Source organism: Paraburkholderia sp. Ac-20347 (genome assembly GCF_017104805.1).
Taxonomy (GTDB): domain Bacteria; phylum Pseudomonadota; class Gammaproteobacteria; order Burkholderiales; family Burkholderiaceae; genus Paraburkholderia; species Paraburkholderia tropica.
Window position 1 is genome coordinate 1 of sequence record NZ_JAAGPN010000574.1, and the last position, 1,408, is coordinate 1,408.

Annotated in this window: 1 protein-coding gene; it reads right to left on the bottom strand. The window is 57.2% G+C overall.

Features of this window, described 5'->3' with window-relative positions:
* Nucleotides 1–287: 287 nt before the first annotated feature.
* Nucleotides 288–1,316, bottom strand: a complete 1,029-nt coding sequence (locus G3N97_RS38760; RefSeq protein ID WP_205997992.1) for an IS110 family transposase — start codon at nt 1,314–1,316, stop codon at nt 288–290.
* Nucleotides 1,317–1,408: the final 92 nt, after the last annotated feature.

Sequence of the window (1,408 nt, forward strand, 5' to 3'; positions counted from 1 at the left end):
ACCGTACATGGACGCCCCCGGTTTGCCAAGCTCGCAGTTGGTGAACGGTAGAAGGAAGATTGCACCCGTACATTCGGACTTTCGTTGTGAGACGGGCTCACTGTCCCTGATGGGTTTCGCTGGCCAGTTCCCTATCGCTTACGCGCACTCTCGGTGCCTCGGTCATTTTTGGGCTTCACCGGCCACAGTCTTACCTGCCTGCCATCACTTCGTGTTTGCCTGAGCAATCGGTGGTAGGGTTCCTCAGTTTCGTAACGACTTTGCTTGTTTCGATTTAACCTGTTTGATCACGCAGTACGTGGCGTGTAGCCTGGCTGGAAACTTCGCTCATGGACAAGCAGCGCCCACACGGTACGAGCCATTTTGTTCGCTAAGGCAACAGCGGCCACATTCTTGTTACGACGGGCCGTGACGTTAAAAACCCAACTGTTTGGATCGGCTTTCTGCGTCGCCCGATAGATGACCGATCTGGCTCCATGGATCAACATGGTCCGCAAATAAGCGTCACCACGCTTGCTCATGCCCAGGAGGTTCTGCTTGCCGCCGCTGGAATGTTGGCGTGGAACGAGCCCCAACCAGGCAGCAAGTTGCCGGCCGTTGTCGAAGTTCTTCGCATCGCCAACGGTTGCCACCAGAGCGGTTGCGGTGAGAGGGCCGATTCCTGGTACCTTCTCGAGGCGCTGGCTCACTGCATTGTCGCGGTGCCAGGCCTTGATTGCAGCTTCAATCTCGTCGACCTGGCGATGCAGCAATTGCAGATGCTCGAGCAGTCGGTTGATCAGCAGGCGGAACGAGCCCGGCAACGCATTGCTGGCATCTTTGATGAGCTCGGGTACTCGCTGGGCGACATAGCCGATGCCCTGCGGCACAACGATTCCGAATTCGCCGAGTAGGCCACGAATCTGGTTCGCCTGCGCTGTGCGAGCCTTGACGAAACCCTGGCGAACGCGGTGCAGTGAAAGCACCGACTGCTGCTCAATGTTCTTGATCGGCACGAATCGCATCGACGGCCGACCAACCGCTTCGCAAATGGCTTCGGCGTCGGCCGCGTCGTTCTTGTTGCTTTTGACGTACGGCTTCACGAACTGAGGCGCCATCAACTTCACCGTATGCCCGAACATCTGAAGTTTGCGCGCCCAATGATGGGCGCTTCCGCATGCCTCCATGCCGATCAAACATGGCTGCAAGTTGGCAAAGAACGTCGCGACCTGTTCCCGACGAAGCTGCTTACGAAGCAGAACCTTGCCGTGCTTGTTCACCCCGTGGACCTGGAATACGTTCTTCGCCAGGTCGATGCCGATCGTTGTAATCTCCATGGTGGGCGCTCCCGCTGTTCGAGTGGTTGACGACACTTCCACTCTGGCACATCAATGCCTTTATAGGTGGGGGCGTCCATCCCATTGCTTAC

Coding starts and splice junctions, on each gene's coding strand:
- G3N97_RS38760 (WP_205997992.1), bottom strand. CDS start 1,316: ATGGAGATTACAACGATCGGCATCGACCTGGCGAAGAACGTATTCCAG.